Source organism: Rhodococcus sp. IEGM1339, assembly GCF_050321925.1.
Classification (GTDB): Bacteria; Actinomycetota; Actinomycetes; order Mycobacteriales; family Mycobacteriaceae; genus Rhodococcus; species Rhodococcus pyridinivorans.
This window is the reverse complement of record NZ_JBNQFT010000010.1, coordinates 51,265-67,167: the sequence shown is the minus strand read 5'-3', so window position 1 is coordinate 67,167 and position 15,903 is coordinate 51,265. Positions and strand designations below refer to the sequence as shown.

15 protein-coding genes are annotated in these 15,903 nt (G+C 70.7%); 6 read left to right on the top strand and 9 right to left on the bottom strand.

Features of this window, described 5'->3' with window-relative positions; translation table 11 throughout:
* Positions 1-7 precede the first annotated feature (7 nt).
* The 4 genes from ACQR3U_RS12210 to ACQR3U_RS12195 form a co-directional block, all read right to left on the bottom strand.
* Complete coding sequence (locus tag ACQR3U_RS12210; RefSeq protein WP_019289765.1) at positions 8-946, bottom strand: phytoene/squalene synthase family protein; 939 nt, start codon at positions 944-946, stop codon at positions 8-10.
* Positions 939-2,525 carry an alpha-(1->6)-mannopyranosyltransferase A gene (locus ACQR3U_RS12205; protein WP_170318566.1) on the bottom strand — a complete coding sequence of 529 codons (1,587 nt, stop codon included), beginning with the start codon at positions 2,523-2,525 and terminating at the stop codon, positions 939-941. The genes ACQR3U_RS12210 and ACQR3U_RS12205 overlap by 8 nt, the downstream gene beginning before the upstream one ends.
* 100 nt (positions 2,526-2,625) lie before the next feature.
* Positions 2,626-4,158 carry a phytoene desaturase family protein gene (gene crtI, locus ACQR3U_RS12200; RefSeq protein WP_230810264.1) on the bottom strand — a complete coding sequence of 511 codons (1,533 nt, stop codon included), beginning with the start codon at positions 4,156-4,158 and terminating at the stop codon, positions 2,626-2,628.
* 5 nt (positions 4,159-4,163) lie between these two features.
* A complete protein-coding gene (locus tag ACQR3U_RS12195; protein ID WP_230810265.1) occupies positions 4,164-5,210 on the bottom strand; it encodes a polyprenyl synthetase family protein in 1,047 nt (348 codons plus the stop codon).
* 219 nt (positions 5,211-5,429) lie between these two features.
* On the opposite strand from ACQR3U_RS12195, the gene metF reads away from it, so the two are divergent.
* Positions 5,430-6,374 (top strand): methylenetetrahydrofolate reductase [NAD(P)H], encoded by a 945-nt coding sequence (gene metF / locus ACQR3U_RS12190; RefSeq protein ID WP_230810287.1) that lies wholly within the window; start codon positions 5,430-5,432, stop codon positions 6,372-6,374.
* Positions 6,375-6,422: 48 nt separating this feature from the next.
* Here the strand turns inward: metF and ACQR3U_RS12185 are convergent, their stop codons facing one another.
* The 5 genes from ACQR3U_RS12185 to ACQR3U_RS12165 are packed head-to-tail and all read right to left on the bottom strand — an operon-like array spanning position 6,423 to position 11,443.
* A complete protein-coding gene (locus tag ACQR3U_RS12185; RefSeq protein ID WP_230810266.1) occupies positions 6,423-7,640 on the bottom strand; it encodes a glycosyltransferase in 1,218 nt (405 codons plus the stop codon).
* Positions 7,610-8,332, bottom strand: a complete 723-nt coding sequence (locus ACQR3U_RS12180; protein WP_006554154.1) for an LppM family (lipo)protein — start codon at positions 8,330-8,332, stop codon at positions 7,610-7,612. The genes ACQR3U_RS12185 and ACQR3U_RS12180 overlap by 31 nt, the downstream gene beginning before the upstream one ends.
* Entirely contained in the window at positions 8,329-9,207 is an 879-nt protein-coding gene (locus tag ACQR3U_RS12175) for a carotenoid biosynthesis protein (RefSeq protein WP_006554153.1), read from the bottom strand. Before ACQR3U_RS12175 ends, ACQR3U_RS12180 begins: the two co-directional genes overlap by 4 nt.
* Complete coding sequence (locus tag ACQR3U_RS12170; RefSeq protein WP_230810267.1) at positions 9,204-10,799, bottom strand: phytoene desaturase family protein; 1,596 nt, start codon at positions 10,797-10,799, stop codon at positions 9,204-9,206. Before ACQR3U_RS12170 ends, ACQR3U_RS12175 begins: the two co-directional genes overlap by 4 nt.
* The gene (locus ACQR3U_RS12165; RefSeq protein ID WP_006554151.1) at positions 10,796-11,443 is read right to left on the bottom strand and encodes a GNAT family N-acetyltransferase; all 648 of its coding nucleotides are present in this window, start codon (positions 11,441-11,443) and stop codon (positions 10,796-10,798) included. The genes ACQR3U_RS12170 and ACQR3U_RS12165 overlap by 4 nt, the downstream gene beginning before the upstream one ends.
* 323 nt (positions 11,444-11,766) lie before the next feature.
* Here ACQR3U_RS12165 and ACQR3U_RS12160 point away from each other — a divergent pair, with 323 nt between their 5' ends.
* The 5 genes from ACQR3U_RS12160 to ACQR3U_RS12140 all read left to right on the top strand — a co-directional run bounded on the left by ACQR3U_RS12160 (position 11,767) and on the right by ACQR3U_RS12140 (position 15,900).
* Entirely contained in the window at positions 11,767-12,252 is a 486-nt protein-coding gene (locus tag ACQR3U_RS12160) for an SAV_6107 family HEPN domain-containing protein (RefSeq protein WP_006554150.1), read from the top strand.
* A gap of 173 nt (positions 12,253-12,425) precedes the next feature.
* Positions 12,426-12,845 (top strand): DUF3040 domain-containing protein, encoded by a 420-nt coding sequence (locus tag ACQR3U_RS12155; RefSeq protein WP_024101274.1) that lies wholly within the window; start codon positions 12,426-12,428, stop codon positions 12,843-12,845.
* A 440-nt stretch (positions 12,846-13,285) separates the two neighbouring features.
* Positions 13,286-13,717, top strand: coding sequence for a division/cell wall cluster transcriptional repressor MraZ (gene mraZ / locus ACQR3U_RS12150; protein WP_006554148.1), 432 nt, complete (start codon positions 13,286-13,288; stop codon positions 13,715-13,717).
* A 290-nt stretch (positions 13,718-14,007) separates the two neighbouring features.
* The gene (gene rsmH / locus ACQR3U_RS12145; RefSeq protein ID WP_269065482.1) at positions 14,008-15,048 is read left to right on the top strand and encodes a 16S rRNA (cytosine(1402)-N(4))-methyltransferase RsmH; all 1,041 of its coding nucleotides are present in this window, start codon (positions 14,008-14,010) and stop codon (positions 15,046-15,048) included.
* 3 nt (positions 15,049-15,051) lie between these two features.
* A complete protein-coding gene (locus ACQR3U_RS12140) occupies positions 15,052-15,900 on the top strand; it encodes a hypothetical protein (protein ID WP_230810268.1) in 849 nt (282 codons plus the stop codon).
* Positions 15,901-15,903 lie beyond the last annotated feature (3 nt).

Sequence of the window (15,903 nt, the reverse complement as noted above, 5' to 3'; positions counted from 1 at the left end):
GGCGTCGTTACCGCTTCCGGAGCAGCGAGCCGGCGACGTACTCGGTGATCATGACCGCGGCGCGCGTGCGGCGCGGAACCGTCGCGCGCCGGTCGAGCACCCGGAACCCGCTGCGTTCGACCTCGTCGAGAATCCGCCCGTAGAGCGTGAAGGCTGCGCGGATACCCGGCCGGATCCGGTCGGGGAGTACCTCCAGCCCGGGTTCGGCTTTGCGATACTCGGCGCGGGTCAGCGCGACCGCGTGGGCGAGTGCCCGCCGGACCCTCGGGTCCATCGCGCCGGTGCGCCGGCATTCCTGCAGCAGGTCGATGTCGACCCCGAAGGCCGACCACAGTTCGAGCGGGATGTAGAGACGTCCGCGTTCGAGGTCCTCGCCCACGTCGCGGATGAAGTTGGTGAGCTGGAACGCCGCCCCGAGCGCGGCTGCGGCGGGCGGGGCGGCCGGATCGTCGACGTCGAGGATCGGCAGCAGTTCGAGACCGATCACCGCCGCCGAGCCGTACATGTACTCGCGCAGTTCCTCCATGGTCCCGTAGCGGGGCCGGAACTCGGGCGTGCCGGGCACGTCCATGCGCATGGATCGGATGAACGCCTCGAAATAGTCGATCGGGATGCGGTACTGCCCGATCGTGTCGGCAAGCGCGCGGACCACGAGACCGGTGTGGTCGAGCGGGCCGGGAGCGCCCGCGAGTGCGGCGTGCAGACGGCTGTGCGCGTCGTCGACACCACGGATCGCGGCCTCCGGGTCGTCCACGGCGGTGACGTCGACGATGTCGTCGACGTGTCGGGCGAAGCCGTAGAGCGCGTGCACGGCGTGTCGTCGCGAGGCGGGCAGCAGCCGGGTCGCGAGGTTGTAGGTGCGTCCGTGTTCGGCGGTGAGCTCGGCGCAGTAGGCGTAGGCCCGGGTGAGATCGTCTGCCGCGATCCCCGTGGGGCGCTCAGGCACGGTCGTCCAGGGCAGCGCCGGCGGGTGATGCCGGTCGAGGTCGTAACCGCAGGCGCAGCGGGTCGTAGGTGACCAGCGAACGGGCCGCGACGATCGAGGCGAACACCGCGAGCGCGACGTGCGCGATGTTGTACATCCCGATCGACCCGTCGGGGTTGAAGATCAACATCAGCCATGTCGACAGTGCGACGAGCACCATGAGCACCCGGGGCGACATCGCGAAGGCGGCGGCGACGGCGAGCGGCCAGGAGTAGTACCAGGGCAGCGCGGCGGGCGACAGCAGGGTCACCGCAGTCAGCGCCACGACGATCCCGAAGATCGCGTCGCGCTCGGTGCGGCGGAAGCGCCACCACGCCCACACGAGGATCACCACCAGCGCGATCGCGCAGAGCATGCGTGTGATGTCGAGGACCGATCCGAGCCGCCACGGAGTGACCCAGGTGACGGCGTGCGCCATCATCGTCGGCAGCGACAGCCAGTTGATGATCTTCGACGAGCCGGACAGGGCGGTGAGCCAGCCGATGCCGACACCGGCGAGCAGCGAGGTGCCACCGAAGACCGCGGCGAAGACCCCCAGTCCCAGGCCGACGGCCTTGGCGAACAGGCGCACGGGCGCTGCCGGTTCGCGTCCCTCGGCAAGCGCACGATCGCGTTCGTGGATCATCCACACCCACACCAGGAAGGGCAGTGCCAATCCTGCGGTGGCCTTGATCGCGGCGCCGAGGGAGACCAGGGCGATGCCGCCGAGGTGCCGGCCCTCGAGCACGAACACGATGCCGGCGATCATGAGACCGACCATCAGCAGCTCGTTGTGCACACCGCCGACGAGGTGGATCAGTACGAGCGGGTTCAGCACTGCGAGCCACAGGGCAATCGCGGGATTTCCGCCCATGCGACGGGCGAGTTTCGGCACGGCCCACGCCATGAGTGCCAGGCCGGGAAGCATGGTCAGGCGCCACAGCCAGGTGCCCGTCACCACGTTGTCGTCGGTGATGGACGTGATGCCCGCACCGAGCAGCAGGTGGACGGGCCCGTAGGGCGTGGTCGTCGTTGTCCACACATTGCTGACGTTGTCGAGCAGGACGCCCGGATTGACGACCGGGCCCACCTCGTACGGGTCGAAACCGTCGCGCAGCAGTGCGCCCTGCGCGAGGTAGGAGTAGGCGTCGCGGCTGAACATCGGTGTCGCGACCAGCAGGGGAGCGGTCCACGCGGGCAGCACCGTCCACAGATCGCGCACCGTGACGTGGCCGGCGAGGGTCGCCCGGCCGACGCGCACCCACGCTGCGATCATGAGGAGCACACCGACCCACAGGATGATCCGCGAGAGCAACTGGCCGTGGCCGAACCGCAGCCACGACAGATAGATGTCCTCGAGCAGCGGGTCGATCCGCCGGACACTGCCCGATCCGAAACTGCCGAAGGTCATGAGTACCGCGCCCCACGCGCCGAGCAGCGCGGCATGGCCGGCGGGACTCCTCAGGAATGCGTGCTTCGGACGCTCACCCGCCGGTGCGGCCGTCCCCTCCGGCGCGGGCGAGGTCTGCGGCTCGGCGTCGGGCGAGGCAGGGGACGACATCGGTACGGTTCCTCCCCCGTGGACGTGTGGATGCGCGGCGCGCAGATAGCTGGCGAACGAGGACAGTTTAGTGGAGACGCGGAGCGTGGTGCGCCCGGTGTCACCGCCTTCGCGGAACACCGAGCCGTTCGGCGGCGAGCCTTCCGGACAACAGCACGGTGGGGACACCGACGCCCGGCACCGTCGCCGACCCCGCGAGCACCACGCCGGGAACGGCCGGATCGAGGTTGCGACGCCGGAACGGTCCCGTCTGCCGGAAGACGTGAGCGCTCGAGAACGGGCTGCCCGCCTGCATGCCACGAGCGTGCCAGGTGGCCGGCGTGTCGATGTGGTCGACGCGGAAACCGTCCGTGATGCCGCCGTATCCGCGGCGGTCGAGGACGTCGAGCAGTTCGTTGCGATAGGGCACCGCGAGCTCGGCCCAGGCCAGCGGAGCGCTGTCGAGGTTCGGGCATGGCGCCAGCACCGACAACGGTTCGTGCTCGACGCCCTTACGGGTGAATCGCAGGCCGGGATCGGACAGTGCCGGTCGCGTGATGAGCAGCGAGGGATCCGACATCGGCCGGCCGCGTCCGCGGCTGCGGGTGATCTCCGCGAAGGTGCGGTCCCACGCCCCGCCGAAATCGATCACGTGGTGGTGTTGCGCCGCCCAGCCACGGGTCACCCCGGTGGGGATCGACCCGTGCAGCACGACGGCCGACGGCGCGGCCAGCGTGCGGCGGCACCGTCGGCGCGGCAGCAATCCGTCGACCACCGGGGTGTCGGGGGTCAGGACGGCCGCGTCGCACGGGAAGCGCTGTCCGTCGCGGGTGCGGACACCGTCGACCCGACCGGCGGAGAGGTCGAGCGAGGTCACCTCCCGGCCGAGTTCGAGCCGTCCGCCGGCCTCGACGAACGCCGCGGCCATCGCGCGGGCGACCGACCGCATGCCGCCGTCCACCGCGTACACGCCCAGCGACGTGTCCATGTGGGCGATGGCCCCGTAGACGGCGAGGGCCCGTGCCGGAGCGACCCCCGCGTACAGCGCCTGGAAGGTGAAGACGCGGCGCAGGCGCGGGTCGGTGACCCTGCGGTTCACCTGCGCGCCGAGCCTGCCGAACCCGCCCAGTCGGAGCAGACGCGCCAGATCGCGCAGCGCCGCCGGGGACGAGACCAGGTCGAGCGGCGAGTCGAAACTCGCGTCCATGAAGCGGTCGAACTCGGCGTCGAAGATGTCGGCGAGCCACGCGCGCAACCCCAGATAGCGGCGTGCCTCGTCGGGACCGCACACCCGTGAGATCTCCGCGACCATGGCGTCGGGGTCGGAGTGCACGTCGATCGAGGTGCCGTCGGCGAACCGCGCGTGGTAGGCGGGGGACAGTCGCCGGGTGCGCAGGGCCGGCCGGACGGAGTTGCGGTCGGTGCCCACCGCGGCGAGCGCGTCGTCGATCAACTCGGGCATCGTCAGCACGGTGGCGCCGTTGTCGATCTCGTAGCCCGGGCCGTGATAGCTGCCGACCCGGCCGCCGACGTCGTCGGCGCGTTCGAGCACCGTGACGTCCTTACCGGCGCCGCGCAGGTACAGTGCCGCCGACAGACCGGCGAGACCGGCACCGACCACGACGACCCGGTCGGCGCCGGGAACGGTCCGCACCGCCCTCACGCCACCCGTCGCGTCGCCGCGACCGCCGACTCGCGCAGAAGGGCCTTGCCCTCCTCGGTGGCGCCGGACGCCTCGAGCGCCTCGAACGCGCTGTCGGTCAGTTCCGAGATGCGGTCCTCGATTCGGGCGACCGCGCCGAGATCGACGAGCAGCGAGCGGAGGTGCTCGACCTGCGCGTCGGACAGATCGGTCCCGATCGAGGTGCGCAGCAGCTCGGCCGCGGCCGGATCGGAGGCATCGGCCGTCTCCAGTGCCAGCGCGTACAGGACGGTCCTCTTGCCCGAGCGCAGGTCGTCGCCCGAAGGCTTGCCGGTGACCTCGGGGTCGCCGAAGACACCGAGCAGGTCGTCGCGCAGCTGGAACGCCAGGCCGATGTCGGTGCCGAAGCGGCGGTATGCGGCGATGAGGTCGTCGTCGGCGCCGGCGAGGGCAGCGCCGATGTGCAGGGGGCGTTCGATCGTGTACGCCGCGGTCTTGAACCGGTTGACCCGCGTAGCGGCCTCCACCGATTCGTCCGCCGCCACTTCGTTGGCGATGTCGAGGTACTGCCCGCCGAGCACTTCGGTGCGCATCGCGGTCCAGGCCGGGACCACGCGCGCGACGGTCGCGGGGTCGAGCCCCGCCGAGTGCAGCATGTCGTCGGCCCAGACCAGGGCGAGGTCGCCGAGCAGGATCGCGACCCACTCGCCGAACTGCTCCGGCCTGCCGTGCCAGCCGGCCTTCCGGTGCTGCTCGGTGAACTCGACGTGCACGGTGGGGAATCCGCGGCGCGTGGTGGAGGCATCGATGATGTCGTCGTGGACGAGCGCCGCGGCCTGCACGAGCTCGAGCGCGGAGCACGCCTGCAGGACGGCCTCGGCGTCCGGCCCGGTCGGGTCACCACCGGCGCCGAGCCAGCCCGTCCAGGCGAAACGCGGACGCACCCGCTTGCCGCCGCGCAGCACGAATGCCTCGAGCGTGTCGACGGCCTGCCGGTATCCATTGCCCACCGAGTCGACCAGGTCGGAGCGTGAGGTGAAGAACTGCCGGAGGGAGTCCTCCACCCGATGGGGGAGCTGCTCGGCAGACAGGTGAACGGCGCCGGTAGACAGGACGAAACCTCCAGGTCGATGGGTGACGGCACCTCGGAGGCGGGTGAGCCGGAGGTGCCGCGACCAGCCTATCCGCACAGTCGGGTCGTCGCCGGTAGCGACCGCCCCGGGGGCGCCACCTATGCTGGACCGGTGACAAGCGACTTCGTCAGGGCAACCGAGGACGGCGGGATTTCTCGGACCCCGTCGATCGTGGACCGTCTCGGGTCCGCGCGTTCGGGCCGCATTCCGTTCTCCGTCGAGTTCTCGCCGCCTCGCGACGCCGAGGCCGAGGGACGACTGTGGCGCGCCGTGCGGACGTTCGAACGTCTCGGCCCGGCCTTCGTATCGATGACCTACGGCGCCGGGGGCTCCACCCGCGACCGTACGGTCCGGGTCACCGGACGCCTCGCCGAGGAGACCACCCTCCTGCCGGTCGCGCACCTCACGGCCGTCGGGCACAGCATCGACGAACTGCGCGCGATGATCGGCGCCTACGCCGACCGCGGCATCACCAACATCCTCGCGCTGCGCGGTGACCCGCCGGGCAACCCGCTCGGCGAGTGGGAAAAGCACCCCGAAGGTCTCGAATACGCCGACGAGCTCGTGCGTCTGGTGCGCGAGCTCGGCGACTTCCACGTGGGCGTCGCGTCGTTCCCCGAAGGACACCACCGGTCCCCGGACCTCGATCACGACACCCGCTATCTCGTGCAGAAGCTCCGTGCGGGTGCCGAGTACTCGATCACCCAGATGTTCTTCGACGTCGAGCACTACCTGAGGCTGCGCGACCGGGTCGTGGCCTGCGACGCCGAGCAGGGGCTCAAGCCGATCATCCCCGAGATCATGCCCATCACGTCGCTGCGCTCGGCGCGGCGCAGCCTCGAACTGTCGGGTTCGCACCTGCCGCTCGTTCTCGAGGAGCGGCTGCGGCGCGCGGCAGGCGACGGTCCGGAGGAGAACCGCGCCGCGGTGCGCGAGGTGGGCATCGAGGTAGCGACGGAGATGTGCGAGCGGCTGATCTCCGAGGGTGCGCCGTGCCTGCACTTCATCACGCTCAACTTCGCCCGCGCGACCGGCGAGGTGCTCGACCGCCTCGGCTACGAACTCGAAGCTCCCGCCGCGGTGCAGCCGGCCTGACATCCGGCCCGCGAGCCGGCCTGACATCCGGCCCGCGCCGGTTCGGGGTCAGGGCAGGACGCGGGCCTTCCACGCCGCGCGTCCGCTGCGCCGTGCCCGGATCGACGACGCCGTGAGCGCACTGACCGCCAGGACCGATGCCGGGTGCGCCGCGGCGTCCAGCAGATCGTCGACGGGACGGTCCGGAGCGTCCGGGTGTCGGCGTCCTCCCCGCTCGGTGACGCGCGCGAGAAGGCGTGACGTCACGCCCGCGGTGGCACCGGCCACGCCCCAGCGTCGCGTCCGTCCCCCGCCGAGAAGCGCCGCGGCCGGGGGCACGAAGTAGGCGAGGAGATACAGTGCGACCACCGCGGCCGCCCCGACCGGGGATCCGAACGCCGACCACAACCAGCGGGTGTAACCGCCGATCAGCGGGCGGGCTCCGTCGTACATCCGGCACGACGCCAGTCCGCCCGCGGCCGCGACCGTCGTAGGCAGTCCGGCGCGACGCAGTGTCCGGGCCAGATCCAGATCCTCCGTGGGACTCGCCGCGACCGCGGCGTGCCCGCCGATCGCCGCGTAGGCGCGCGCGTCGAAGACGAGGAACTGTCCGCACGCGACCGCCATCGACGGCCGGTGGGTGCGGTGCGAGACCGCGACGGGGAGCAACGAGAACCACGACCAGAACAGCAGGGGCTGCACGAGCCGTTCGAGCGCCGATCCGGTGAGCTGGTACGGGAACGGTGAGACGAGCGCGGCGTCCTGGTGGCGCAGCAGAGCGACGGCGGCGGCGAGCGCGTCGGGTGCGAGCCGGACGTCCGCGTCGACGAACACGACGATGCCGCTGTCGGTAGTCGATCCGGCGTGGGCGACGGCTGCGGCGCACGCGGCCGCCTTCCCGGTCCATCCTTCGGGCGGTGGCTGTGTCGATCGGACGACGGTGATGCGCTCGTCGCCCTCGGCCGCGGCCGTGGCCAGGTCGGCGGTGCCGTCGGACGAGTCGTCGTCGAGGATCACCACGCGCAGGGCGTGCAGTCCTGTCTGTGCCCGCAGGTCGGAGACGATCGCGGCGATGCGGGGCGCCTCGTCGCGGGCGGGGACGACGACGGTGACCTGCTCGTCGACCACCGGTCCCGGCACGAGACGAGGGAGCGAGACCCGGTTCGCGACGGCAACGGCCGCGCCGTAGGAGGCGACGAGAGCGCCACCGGCGACGAGTCGCGTGAGACCGGGGGACGGGTCGCGCGGAAGGCGGGTCAGGACCGCGTCCCGTTCGCCGACGACCACTGCGGCGCGGGATTGCGGGTGAACCAGGCCGCGCCGGCGATGATCAGCGTGACACCGAAGGCGCCGCCGGCCATGATTCCGGCCCAGCCCGCGAAACCGCGCGTGTTGGGATCGGCGTAGCGCACCTCCGCGCGGAGGGTGCTCACCTCGCCGGCCGGAATCTTCCAGGTCACGACCGAATCCGACTCGCGGGTGCCGTTGGTGGTCGCCACCCGGGCGGGGAACGCGATGGTGAACTGCACGTCGGTGCCCTGGGTGGGAGCGGACTCGAGATCCACACGTCCGTTCAGTGCCACCAGATCGCCCGAGCGCTGCAGGTTGAGCTGGAACATGCCGGCGCTCTGATCGGACATCGTGGCGAGCTGCTGGACGTCGCCGAAGGTGAGGTCGTTGAAGAAGACCTGGCTCCCGACGTAGCCGTCCTGCGAGTACTCCTGCACCCGCACCTTCCCGGCCAGGGCCGAGGGAGCGGTGAGTTCGGGGCCGGGATCGTTCTCGTCGGCGGGGATGGTCGCGGCGACGATCTGCCCCGACACACGGTCGTCGGAGGAGATCCCCATCGTCGCCTGCACGCGCAGGCAGCCGGTGAGGAGCGGTAGGCCGAGGAGCACGAGCCCCACGACCGCGACGACACGACGGCGGACGGACAGGATGGACGACTGCACGGAGAACATGGTGCCAGGCACGGTCATCCTCGTCGGTTCTTCGGGTCGCTCGCGGCGAGTCGTGCCTCGTCCCGCCCGGGACCGGACACGCTTGCGCGCCACGACCGGACGAGTGAGACCAGCAGGGGAAGACCCAGTACCCCCATGACGACCAGCCCGTAAACCGCGGAGTAGCCGAGTTGGGGAGCGTCGAGGAATACGCTGTGGGCGAGGGCCGAACCGAGCCACGTCCACAGGAACAGCGCAATCGGCACGGCGTCGTGCCGGGGCGCGTCGGCACGGTCCGAGCGGGAGTCGACGAGCACGAGTACGGTCGCCATGATCGCGGCGACGAGGAGCCAGCCCGCGTAGTTGGTGAGCGGGATGTGCTCGATCCCGGGCAGGCCGCCGGCGTTGCACCACGACCAGTGCCCGTCCGCCACCATCTGGGGGTCGAGATAGAGATCCCAGCCCAGCATGCCAACGGTGACCGCCGCGACCCTGCCGGGACCGTTGCGGACGAGGCGGGAGGCCACGCACCAGACGGGGTACAGGCCCGCCGACCACGCCAGCGGCACCACCAGCGGGACGTCGAGTGCGGCCGGCCCGAGCCTGTCGGTGACGTAGCTGTAGCAGCCGTAGGGATAGCCGGTCATCGTGCCGACCACCTCGGACAGATACCCGATGCCCGCCGAGCTGACGAACAGGACGACGGCGAAGGTGATGCCGCGGTTCAACGCGGCGTGGACGAGGCAGGCGGCGGTGAGCAGCGTGACGACCGCGACGGTCGCGGCGTCCCGGGCGCCGCCCTCGGTGAGGGGATAGGCGATCTGGGCGAGGACCGCGGCGACGGCCGGGACGATCGGAAGGACCGTCCGCCACCGGGCCGGTCGGGGCGGTGCGGGGACGCGGGTGTCGGTCACCGCGACACCCAGCCCTTCACGCGGTCCACGAGACTGCCCTTGGCGTCGGCGAGGGCGACCCAGGCGGCGTTGCGGCCGCTCGCACCGGAGACTCCACCACCGGGATGGGTCGAGGCGCCGGTGAGATAGAGGCCGGGCGCGTCGGGCACCCGGTAGCCGGACAGCTCCGGCAGCGGACGCCACAGGAACATCTGGTCCAGCGACATCTCCACGTGCATGACGTTCCCGCCGAGCAGGCCGAGTTCGCTCTCGATGTCCGCGGGGGTCTGCACGTGGCAGTGCTCCACGCTCGCGGTGAAGCCGGGAGAGCGCGTCTCCATCTCGGCGAGGATGCGGTCGGTCTCGGCGCCGGCGATGTCCGCCCAGCGACGTCCGCCGCGCAGCGCGTACGGATGCCACTGGGACCACAGTGTGATCTGGTGCTTGCCGTCGGGTGCGATCGTCGGGTCGAGGGCGGAGAAGCTCATCGCGAGGACGGTGGGTCGCGGGGGCAGGTCTCCCGCCATCGCGGCACCATGCGCGGCGCGCAGGTGGGCGCGGTCGTCGACGAGCAGTTGCAGACCGGAGGTCGTCGATTCGGGCTCGTCGCAGCCGCGGTAGCGGGGCAGCGAGTCGGTGCCGAGGCGCAGGACCATGCCGATGCCCGGACCGACCCGCATGCTGCGACGCCAGCCCTCGAGCCGGTCGCGGTCGTATCCGCCGCGGTCGAGCAGATCCAGCGTGGTCAGCACGTGGCATCCGGCGACGACCCTGTGGGCTTGCACCGAGCGTCCCGATTCGGTGCGCACGGTCCACCGATCGCCGGTCCGGCGGATCTCGGTGGCGGCGTCGCCGCAGGTCACCGTGCCGCCATCGGACCGCAGCCGCGACAGCAGGGCCTGGGTGAGCGCACCGCTTCCGCCGATCGCGCGACCCGGGGGAAGGGTGTGCATGAGGGCGGCGAAGCCCACCATCGCCGCGGTGCCGGGTTCGGACATGGGCGGGCCGGACTGCGCGCCGAACCAGGCGAGGGCCGCCTTGAGGGGTTCGTCGTCGAAGTACTCGTCGAGCAGGCTGTCGCCGGTGGTGAGGAACCGGCGGGACAGGGCGCTGCCACCCTCACCCGCGTCGAGTCCCCAGAACGAGGACAGCAGGTGCCGGCCGGTCGGGGGACGGGTGAACGACGTCATCACCGCCGCGCTGCGCGGGCCCCAGTCCTGCACGAAGCGGCGGTACGCGTCGGCCTCGCGGCGTCCGCAGGCGGCCTCGACGGAGGCGCAGGTCCGGTCGAGATCGCGGTGGAAGACGATGCCGGGACGGTCGGAGTCCGCAGGGGGCGGCGCGTACGCCCACGGGTCGCAGTCGATGTAGCGCAGGCCGTGGGCGGCGAGATCGAGTTCCTCGACGATCCCGGAGTGGCGCACCATGATGTGCGCCGAGGAGCCGCGGTCGACGGCATATCCGGGGAAACGTTCGACGGTGGAGACGGCGCCGCCCGGCACGGTGTCGCGTTCGAGAACCTCCACCGACCATCCGTCGCGGGCGAGATAACACGCGGAGACCAGGGCGTTGTGGCCCGAGCCGACGACGACGACGTCGAGTGTGGCGTTCATGGGGTACCGCTTCCGTCCGGATCGCCGATCGTGTGATGGTGGTGCGGAACGAGGTCCGGCTCGAGGGGCAGGCTCCTGCCGAGGACCGCGAACGGGCGGGCGTCGCCGGTGAAGACGAACCGGCGGACGACGTCCTGGAATCCGAACCGACGGTACAGCCGCCACGCCCGGTTGTCCTCGCCCGGCACCTCGGGTGTCGACAGCAGTACGGCCGCTTCCGTGCGTCCCCGCAGCAGCGCCGACAGGAGCAGTTCACCGATGCGGCGTCCCTGCATGTCGGGTCGGACGTGCAGTTCGGTGAGCTCGAAGTAGTCGGAGAGAACGCGATCGATCTCCTCGGGGGACCGTCCGGAATGGCGCATGCCGGCGCGCACCTGCTGGTGCCACCACTGGCGGGTGTCGCCCCGGTAGCCGTACGCGATCCCGACGACGGTGTCCGGATCCTCGGGGAGGCTCGCGGCGAACGCCTGCCAACCCGCGCGGGCCGAATGCTCGGACCACATCGGCGCGCGGTGGTACTCCGTGCCTCGGGGATATCGCATCGCCGCGACGTAGACGGTCAGCAGCGAGGGCAGGTGCGCACGGAAGTCCGCGGGGGAGAGCTCGGTGAGGATCGGGGCGTCCTGGCAGGGATCGGTGGTCATGCGTGACTCGTTCGGGTGGCTCGCGGTGCGTCGGAGGTGCTCGGGTCTCGCTGATCGTTCGGGATGACGTGGCCGCTTTCTCTTGACGGGTTGTCGGTGGGTCCAGCTATATTGAATACGTCGAACGCATGTTCGACATCGGTGATCCGGGGATGTTCGAGGGAAGCGAACATCCCCGGATCACCCTGGGGTCTCCCGCTCGGCGTCCGTGTCGGGCCTCACTCGAGGACAGTGATCTCCGTTCCTCGGCGTTTCGGCGGGAATGCCACCGGATACCGCTCGTTGTAACGAGTGGTGAGACCACGCCGAGGAGGTGCGTGAACATGGCCAACGGTCAGGTCGCGAGTCGAGGCCCGCGCCGAACGTCTCCCACGCTCGGGCCGTCCGCATGCATCGACCATGCCACCTCGGCGCGCGCGGCGACGCTGCTGCGCAAGGCCGACGATCTGCTTTCCGGTGCCGCCGGTGCCGGCGATCCGGGCGAGCGGTTCCGCCTCGCCTACCTGGCGGCGCTGCGCGGTGCCGGTGCGGTGGTCGCGGCCGCGGAGCTGCGCTCCGGGATCCGGCCCCGCCGACCCGCGACGCGCAACGCATGGGCACTCATGGCGCGCGCCGACGAGTCCTTCGCCGTCTGGGCCGACTACTTCGCCGATCGCTCCGCCACCCGCACCGCGGTCGAGGCGGGGGTCGCGCAGGCGGTGGGAGCCGACGAATCCGGTGCCTTCTACGACGAGGTGGGCCACTTCCTGCACGATGTGGAGGGCTATCTCGACGCCGAAGCAGAGCCGGAGGTCGGTGTCGGTGGGTGACTTTCGCCCCTTCACGAGGGCCTTCGCCGACGACGGGATCGAACTCACGTGTGGAGTTTGTGGTCCACAGCGACATCTGCTCGTATTATTGACTCAGGCGGCCGTACGGACGGCCCCCCACCGGATTCGCCCCACGGATCCGGTGGCCACCGTTTAGTGCCGGGGGAGGTACCGTGCCACTCTCCGAGCACGAGCAGCGCATGCTCGATCAGATCGAGAGCGCGCTCTATGCTGAGGATCCCAAGTTCGCCTCGACCGTGCGTGGCAGCCGGTTGGGGATGGCGTCGAACCGGCGGCGGTTACAGGCCGGCGCATTGTTCGTGTTGGGCCTGACGCTGCTGATCGCCGGCGTTGCCCTGCCGCTCAAGCCGGGCGGCTTCCCGATCATCAGTCTGCTCGGGTTCCTCGTGATGTTCGCCGCCGGAGTCTTGTTGCTCCTCGGCGGTCGTCGGCCGTCGACTCCAGGGGCGACGGGCGGTAGTTCCGGTTCCGGAAAGTCCGGTCGAAGTTCCCGCGGCGGCAAGAAGTCCTCGGGTGGTGGCTTCACCAACCGCATGGAAGAGCGGTTCCGGAGGCGTTTCGAGCAGGACTGACCTCCTCGACCATCAGGTGTACCGACGACGGCGCGACCCACGGGTCGTGCCGTCGTCGTTCGTCTGCAGACCTTTCACCGACCCGGCGTCGTCCGCCTCTCCGCCCCTCCACCACCGCGCCCCACTCGCGCAATCTCCGTCTCCCCACCGCCTCCCACCTCGGCTCCGGCCGCAGTGTTTTCCCTGGTCGCCGATTGCTCGGCCCTCGCTCCGCCGGTGGGGCGGATCGTCGGGGCGCCGACAGCGGTGGATCCGTCGTCGTCCCGCGAGCGCGTGTCCCCATTTTCCGCCACCTGCTCTGAGCTGGGAATGTGACGACAACACGCGCGGCCGGGCGGCAGTAATCCGTTTCCGGTGGGGCAAAGTGGGGTAATGTGGGGCGCGGCGGGACAAGGTGTCCTGTCGCGCGAAGCATCCGTCCGGCAGCGGGGAGGCGCCGAGTGTTCCTCGGTACCTACACCCCGAAGTTGGACGACAAGGGCCGGCTGACACTGCCGGCGAAGTACCGAGACGAGCTGGCGGGAGGGTTGATGATCACGAAGGGGCAGGATCACAGCCTCACCGTGTTCCCTCGCGACGAGTTCGCCGCTCTGGCCGAACGCGCTGCGAGTGCCTCACGGAGCAACCCTCAGGCACGTGCGTTCCTGCGGAGTCTCGCGTCGGGAACGGAGGAGCAGCGACCCGACTCACAAGGCCGGATCACGCTGTCGTCAGCTCACCGCAAGTACGCCGGTCTCACCAAGGACTGCGTGGTGATCGGTTCGGTCAGGTACCTCGAGATTTGGGACGCGACGGCATGGGAGACCTACCTCGCCGAGCACGAAGAAGACTTCTCGGAAGCGAGAGACGAAGCACTACGCGACATCTTGTAACCACGGCTCGGGCTGCGCGGCGAGTGCCGCGAGGCCTCTGCCCGATGTGCCGGCCCTGACGCACTTCCCCAGCGCCAGGTACGGACCGGAGGGCCCTGACGCACTTCCCCGGCGTCAGGTCTCTTCGGACTCGGACAGAGACCTCGAGGCATTCGCCGTCTTCCGTATCCACCCCCGTGGCGGCGAGCACGGTATCGAGACGAGCGACAGGCAGGCACGAGGCATACCACCGTCCACCCGACGAGTACCCGACAGACCGTAAGCGGCCCGAGCAGGATTCCGGAGGACACATGGTGGACGGCGAGCACGAATCCGTCGATGGTACGGATGAGGCCACCGGTGCCGATGTGACATCTGCGGCGGAATTCGGCCACGTGCCCGTCATGCTCCAGCGCGCCGTCAACCTTCTCGGTCCGGCCATCGAGAGCGTCGGTCCCGACGGCGAGGGCGCGGTCTACGTCGACGCGACACTCGGTCTCGGGGGGCACTCCGAACACTTCCTGACGATCTACCCGAGGCTGCGGCTCGTCGGCCTCGACCGTGATACCGACGCACTGGCGATCGCCCGCGAGCGACTCGCACGGTTCTCCGACCGCACAGACTTCGTCCACACCCGCTACGACGGGATCGCCGACGCGCTCGAGAGCGTCGGCCTCGACCGGTACGGCTCGGTCCACGCCGCCCTGTTCGATCTCGGCGTGTCCTCGATGCAGCTCGACGAGGCGGAGCGCGGTTTCGCCTATTCCAAGGACGCCCCGCTCGACATGCGGATGGATGCCACCACCGGCATCACCGCGGCCGATGTCCTCAACACCTACAGTCACGGCGACCTCGCTCGCATCCTGAGCACCTACGGCGAGGAGCGCTTCGCCGGCAGGATCGCCTCCGAGATCGTGCGGACCCGGGCCAAGACTCCCTTCCGGACGAGCGGCGAACTCGTCGAACTGCTGTACCGCACGATCCCGGCGGCGACCCGCCGTACCGGTGGTCACCCGGCCAAGCGCACCTTCCAGGCGTTGCGGGTCGAGGTCAACGCGGAGCTCGACTCGTTGCGCACCGCGATCCCCGACGCTCTCGACGCTCTCGCGGTGGGCGGCCGGATCGTCTTCATGTCCTACCAGTCGCTCGAGGACAAGGTCGTCAAGCAGGAACTGACACCGCGTGCGAAGTCCCGCAGTCCCGAAGGGCTTCCGGTCGAACTGCCCGGGACGGGACCGGAACTGCGCATCCTCACCCGCGGTGCGGAGCGGGCAACGGACGACGAGATCGAGGCCAACCCACGTTCGGCGCCCGTCCGCCTGCGTGCTGCAGAACGAATCGCCAGGAGGTAACCGATGACCGTACAGGTGGCACCCCCGCAGCGCCGGAACCCGGGGCGATCGACCGCAGCGCAGCGTGCCTATCAGCGACGGTCGCAGCGCGCAGCGCAGCTCGGGGTCGAACAGGTGCAGACCCGCGGGCGCACGACGGGTGCCGGACGTGTCCGCACCCGGATCCCGTTCGTCGCCACCATCATCGGGCTCCTGGGCGTGGGCATGGCCGTGACGCTGTTGCTGACCACCCGGGCGACCGAGGACTCCTACGAGCTCAGCGCGGCGCGGTCCCTCAACGAGGAGCTCGCCCAGAAGCGGGCGGTGCTCCAGCGCGACGTCGCCACGGCCGAGTCGGCTCCCGCGCTCGCGGTCGCCGCGGCGGAACTGGGGATGATCCCCACCGGGCAGGTCGCGCGGATCGTCGTCGCTCCGGACGGTTCGGTGCAGGTGGTGGGCGATCCGGTTCCGGCCCAGGGTGCCCCGCCGGTCCCGCTGGATCCGCCCGCCCGAGAGGACGCCCGCGTCCAGACCCCGCTGGCCGGCAGCGCCGGGGCGGAGACCCCGCGGCCGCTCGGTGACGTGAGCGAGGAACCCCGGCCGCGCACCGACACCGAGGGCACGCGTCGGGCCGCGCCATCGGCCGACGGCCGCCCGGTGGGCGAGGAACCGGCACCGGCTCCCGTGCCGGTACCCGCGGCGGAAGCTCCCGCGGCCGCCACGCCGGATGTCGAGGGTGCCGCACCTGTACCGCCCGCGGCAGGACAATCGGTACCCGTGAGCGAACTGCCGCAATCCGAAGCGCCCCGTGAGGCGGCGCCCGAAGCACCAGTCCAGGCCGTGCGGACGGAACCCGAGGGCGGGCCTCGGTGAACA

Bases quoted from the DNA above. Each gene is read 5' to 3' on its own strand.
- ACQR3U_RS12205 (WP_170318566.1), bottom strand. From the start codon at position 2,525: ATGTCGTCCCCTGCCTCGCCCGACGCCGAGCCGCAGACCTCGCCCGCG.
- ACQR3U_RS12180 (WP_006554154.1), bottom strand. From the start codon at position 8,332: ATGACCGTGCCTGGCACCATGTTCTCCGTGCAGTCGTCCATCCTGTCC.
- ACQR3U_RS12170 (WP_230810267.1), bottom strand. From the start codon at position 10,799: ATGAACGCCACACTCGACGTCGTCGTCGTCGGCTCGGGCCACAACGCC.
- ACQR3U_RS12165 (WP_006554151.1), bottom strand. From the start codon at position 11,443: ATGACCACCGATCCCTGCCAGGACGCCCCGATCCTCACCGAGCTCTCC.
- ACQR3U_RS12160 (WP_006554150.1), top strand. From the start codon at position 11,767: ATGGCCAACGGTCAGGTCGCGAGTCGAGGCCCGCGCCGAACGTCTCCC.
- rsmH (WP_269065482.1), top strand. From the start codon at position 14,008: ATGGTGGACGGCGAGCACGAATCCGTCGATGGTACGGATGAGGCCACC.
- ACQR3U_RS12140 (WP_230810268.1), top strand. From the start codon at position 15,052: ATGACCGTACAGGTGGCACCCCCGCAGCGCCGGAACCCGGGGCGATCG.